This is a genomic window from Mycobacterium sp. NPDC003449, assembly GCF_053588415.1.
This window is the reverse complement of sequence record NZ_JBSFPX010000315.1, coordinates 1-4,823: the sequence shown is the minus strand read 5'-3', so window position 1 is coordinate 4,823 and position 4,823 is coordinate 1. Positions and strand designations below refer to the sequence as shown.

Here is a 4,823-nt window from a genome sequence, read left to right as displayed (position 1 = left end):
ACCCGCTCCTTGGCGCGGGCCTTCTCCTCGTCACGGCGGGCGCCGCCGAACGCGGCGTCGAACCGGTTCTCCCGGATACCGCGCAGCAACGTCACGGTCTGCAGCGGGTTGCGCGACGGGCCGTTGTCCACCACCCGGCCGGCGTCGATGTCGTCCTGCACCGAGGCGACCACCAGCCGCACCCCGTTCTCGGCGACCAACCGGTCCCTGGTCTCGATCACCTCGTCGAAGTTGTGGCCGGTGTCGACGTGCATCACCGGGAACGGCAGCCGCGCCGGGGCGAACGCCTTGATCGCCAGGTGCAGCATGACGATCGAATCCTTGCCACCGGAGAACAGCAGCACCGGCCGCTCGAACTCGGCGGCGACCTCACGGATGATGTGGATGGCTTCGGCCTCCAGCGAGCGCAGATGGCTCAGCTCGTAGTTGGCCGGCCGGTCGGTGGTCTCGACGGTGGTCATCACTTCCCCATTAAGTTGGTAGAAATGGCCAGATTTGCAAGCATGCTCGGAAATGTAATCGGGCCGCGGACCGGCTGTCAATGTGACCCGTTCGGCCGGTCCCGAGTGAAGTCAACATCCCCGGGCCGCTAGCTATGCCCGCTGACGTGCGCGCCCGCGCTTCGTGGCAGCCGCACGGATTCGAGCAGGGTCACGGCGAGCACGGCGCCCAGCACCAGGTACGTCGACGAATACGAGCCCAACTGGCTGAGCAGCAGCGCCGCCACCGCGATCCCGAGGCCCGCGGCGAGCTCCTGCACCGAGGAGTTGAGCGTGTTCGCGTGGGTGAGCTGATCGCCGTCCACATCGGAGAACGCCAGGGTGTTGTACGCGGTGAAACCGATCGACCGCAGGGCCCCGCTCACGTAGAGGATGGTGGCCATCAGCACAACGGGCAGACCCGGTCGCAGCAGCGCCAGGAGCCCGAAGCAGCCGATCGAGGCAACGCCGTTGACCAGCAGCACGGTGCGGACGCCGAACCGGCGCATCAGGGGTGTGGTGGCCGGCTTGATGGTGAGGTTCCCGGCGAACAGCGCGGCCACCATCAGGCCGGCGGCGAACGGTGTCCAGCCGAACTCGATCTGGAACTGCAGCGGCAGCAGGAACGGGACCGCGGTGATCACCATCCGGTACAGCGAGCCCGCCTGCACCGTGATGCGTAATGTGCGCACCCTGAGCACGCGCAGCTGCAGCAACGGGGAGGTCGCGCCGAGCAGCCGCCACAGGGCCGCGCCCAGCAGGATCACCGCGCCCGCGGCACACCAGGCGACCAGCGGCCAGTCCGTCCCGGTCACCCGGATGTGCTCGAGCGCGATCAGCGCCGCGGCGATGCCGGAGCCCAGCGCCAGCAGCCCGGGCCAGTCCAGGGACCGGGGGCAGGGCTGCGGTTCACCGCGAATGAGCCGCAGCGCCAGCACGATTCCGATCAGCCCGATCGGAATGTTCACCGCGAAGATCCACCGCCAGTTGCCCAGGGTGGCAATCGCGCCGCCCAGCACCGGAGCGAGCACCGGTGCCGCCAGTGCCGGCCAGGTCAGCAGGGCGATGGCGCGCACCAGGTCGCCCTTCCCGCTGTGGCGCAGCACCGCGAGCCGTCCGACGGGCACCATCATGGCGCCGCCTATCCCCTGCAAGATCCGGGTGCCGACCAGCATCGGCAGCGAGACGCTGAGCGCGCAGCCCACCGAGGCCAGGGTGAACACCGCGATCGCGGCGATGAACACCCGCCGGATGCCGAACCGGTCGGCCATCCAGCCGCTGGCCGGGATCAGCATGGCGACCGTCACCAGATAGGCCGAGATCGCGACGTTGACGTCGACGGCGTCTACCCTCAGCGACGACGCGATCAACGGGATGGCCGGCGTGATGATCGTGGCGTCCAGGATCTCCATGAAGAACGCCCCCGCCACCAGCAGCGCCATCCCGCGCGGGAACGGTGGCACCTCGGGGTTGGACACCCGAGAAATCTAGTCCAGTCCCGCGGCCCGGTCAGCTGCCGAGCACGTACTCCAGACGCCGGGCGCAGATATCGGCCAGGTCGACGCCGGGGATGGCGAAGCGGCGGTTGAGCCGGATCAGCGCGACCGCCAGCAGCAGCGGCGCGGTGACATCGCCGAACGCGATGTTGCCGATGCAGTGCCCGACCGCGCGTTCGTAGCGGTCGATGGTCTCCTCGCGGCCGGGGGTGCCCGGCGCGGGCGCATTGCCGGGCAGTGGGCTGCTGACCCAGTCGGTCATCAGCAGCCAGCTGATATCGGCGGCCGGGTCGCCGAGGTAGGCGATCTCCCAGTCCAGCACCGCGGCGGGCGACAGGTCGGGCCGGTACAGCACGTTCGACATCCTGGCGTCGCCCCAGCACAGCCCCACCCGCTCGGGGGTGTAGGTATGCGCGTCCAGCCAGTCCAGCGCCCGGGCGAAGATCGGCGGGATCGGTGTGTCGCCGTAGGCCCAGCCGATCGCGTACCGCAGGAATCCGGCGAGCGCGCGCGGCGTCGGGTCGCCGAGGAAGCCCAGCCGGTACCGCTGGGGATCGAGCCGGTGCACCGCCGCGATCATGTCGACGCAGCCGTTCCACAGCCTGGCCCGGCCCGCGTCGTCGGTTTCGGCGAAGATGCCTGCCCCGTGGTAGGGCGGGACATCGCTGACCCCGAGCAGGCCGTCGATGCGGTCCATCACCAGATACTGGGTGCCCAAGCCGGAGCCGTCGGCGTCGATCCAGCGCACGGTCGGTACCGGGACGGGCGACGCGGCGAGCCGCTGCATCACCAGGTACTGCCTGCGCAGGTCGTAGTCGGGCAGGATCGCGAACTCGGGTGGCCTGCGGAAGACCAGTCCCAGGGTGGCGCCTTCGACGTTCTCGACGTCGAAAAGGTAGGTCTCGGTGGAGAATCCACCGGTGCTGGCCACCCAATTGGCCACCCGGGCCCGCTCCGCCCCGGGAATGTGCCGGCGGACGAGGGGTTCGAGGGCCGCGGGCAGCTCGTCGGCGGGCAGCCTCACCATCCGGTGTACCCGTAGCGCGGATAGGCGCCGACGAACACCATTTCGACCAGGCCGTGCCCCGTTCTGGGGCACCCGTCCGGCCCGGACATCCTCACCTCGCACAGCGTTTCGGACAGAAAGCTGACCGGTTTGATGACGTCGAGGTCGGTGGTGTCGGCGGTGAACCCGTCGATGAAATCGGTTCCGCGCCAATGCCCGGAGGCGTAGCCGTCGACCTCCAGGTAACCGGCCAGCCCCGGCCAGAAATCGGTGATCGGGCTGACCTCGATGGTGTTGATGCTGCGGTCGCCGCGGTGCACGGTGAAGGTGCCGCCGCGGATCACCCGCAGGTCGTCGCGGAACGTGAGGTCGTGCTCGACGTCGATGATCGTGCCCGCGGGCCTGCCGTCGGCGATCGGATAGAGGATCTCGCCCTCGAACTGCCACCGCTCCCCCGTGCTGGTCTCGCGCTGCGCGAAATGCACCAGCTCGTCCTCGAATTCGAAGATCCCCATGTAGTACAGCGTCCCCTCGGGGATCTCCTGCGGCTGCAGGTTCGCGCCCTCCGACAGGCTCCCGCCGCCCGGCCCGTTGCGGATGCCCCAGGAGTGGTCACGGCCGAACCACCAACGGGACGGGTCGATCTCGATGCGTTCGCCGTCGATCTCGATCCAGCCTTCGAGATCCCCGTTCTGGTAGAACCGGCGCGCGTCCTCACTGACCCGACCACGGCTGCGGTGAAACGCCGGGGTCTGCTCGTAGGTCGGGAACCGTCCGCGCAACCGCAGATCCAGGCTCACCCCCTGCTGGTTGGGTTCGAGCACGGCCCGCACGGTGCGCAGCGGGTCCTCGACGGCATAGCTCAACGGTCCGACGGAATACGTTCCGAGCGCACCGGATTCGGGATTGAGTTCGGTCGACATGCGCACCACGCGGGCCTCGCCGCCCCGTTTGGTGATCATCGCGTACGCATCGGTGACATTGCGATTCGGATAGCGGGCCAGGCCGGTCATCACGTTGACATCGCCGGACCGGTCGAAGCCGTACATCACGATGCGCTCGGTCCAGCGCAGATCGGACTGGGCGACATGGTCGAACGTGGTCGGCAGCTGGTGGCACAGCAGTTCATCGTGCGGGGTGAGCATCGGCGATCCTCCCGGAACAATTACGTTATAGGCCGTAACGTAACAGGCGACAGTCGATCAGGATAGGTTTTCCCAGATGACCAGTGCCGGACCCGTGGCCGGGCGCCCCCGCGACCCGTCCAAGGACGTCGCCGTGCTCACCGCGGCCCGCGAGCTCCTGGCCGAAGAAGGCTACCAGGGCACCACGGTGCTCGCGGTCTCGCGGCGGGCCGGTGTCGGCGCACCGACCATCTACCGTCGCTGGCCCAGCCGGGAAGCCCTCATCGAGGACGCCGCATTCGGCCACACCGCACCCGTGCCGGTGCCCGCCCCGACCGGTGATCTGCACGCCGATCTGCGGTCCTGGGTCGTGATGTTCCTCGACTGGCTGGCCGGTCCGGTGACCCGCGCGGCGCTGCCCGGACTGCTCGCCGCCTACCACCGCGACGAGAGCAGCTACGAACGGCTCGTGCTGCGGTCCGAGGCCGATGTCCGGGGGCTCATGGCCGGGCTGATCGGCGACGCCGAACGCACCGACACCGTGTTCGACTTTCTGGTCGCCTCGACCGTGGTTCGGGCGATGACGCGAGGGCTCGTCGACCGCGACGCGTTCTGCGACCGCACCGCCGACGCGTTGACCGTTCTGGCCAGGGCGCGCTGACGGCTCGCCCTTTTCTCCGCGAGCGCCCTTTTCTCCGCGCCCTTTATCTCCGCGAGC

Annotated in this window: 5 protein-coding genes; 1 reads left to right on the top strand and 4 read right to left on the bottom strand. The window is 69.0% G+C overall.

Annotation, left to right across the window (positions count from 1 at the left end; translation table 11 throughout):
- The 4 genes from cysD to ACWDTP_RS37430 all read right to left on the bottom strand — a co-directional run.
- The coding region (cysD, locus tag ACWDTP_RS37445; protein WP_450028267.1) for a sulfate adenylyltransferase subunit CysD at window positions 1–461 on the bottom strand (461 nt) is incomplete at its 3' end.
- 128 nt (window positions 462–589) lie between these two features.
- Window positions 590–1,921 (bottom strand): MFS transporter, encoded by a 1,332-nt coding sequence (locus tag ACWDTP_RS37440; protein WP_450028268.1) that lies wholly within the window; start codon window positions 1,919–1,921, stop codon window positions 590–592.
- A 67-nt stretch (window positions 1,922–1,988) separates the two neighbouring features.
- On the bottom strand, window positions 1,989–3,002 hold the full coding sequence (locus tag ACWDTP_RS37435; protein ID WP_450028266.1) for a phosphotransferase family protein: 1,014 nt from the start codon (window positions 3,000–3,002) through the stop codon (window positions 1,989–1,991).
- On the bottom strand, window positions 2,996–4,126 hold the full coding sequence (locus tag ACWDTP_RS37430; RefSeq protein ID WP_450028265.1) for a hypothetical protein: 1,131 nt from the start codon (window positions 4,124–4,126) through the stop codon (window positions 2,996–2,998). The genes ACWDTP_RS37435 and ACWDTP_RS37430 overlap by 7 nt, the downstream gene beginning before the upstream one ends.
- Before the next feature lie 76 nt (window positions 4,127–4,202).
- On the opposite strand from ACWDTP_RS37430, the gene ACWDTP_RS37425 reads away from it, so the two are divergent.
- Window positions 4,203–4,766: a TetR/AcrR family transcriptional regulator gene (locus tag ACWDTP_RS37425; RefSeq protein ID WP_450028264.1), complete on the top strand. Its 564-nt coding sequence runs from the start codon at window positions 4,203–4,205 to the stop codon at window positions 4,764–4,766.
- Window positions 4,767–4,823: the final 57 nt, after the last annotated feature.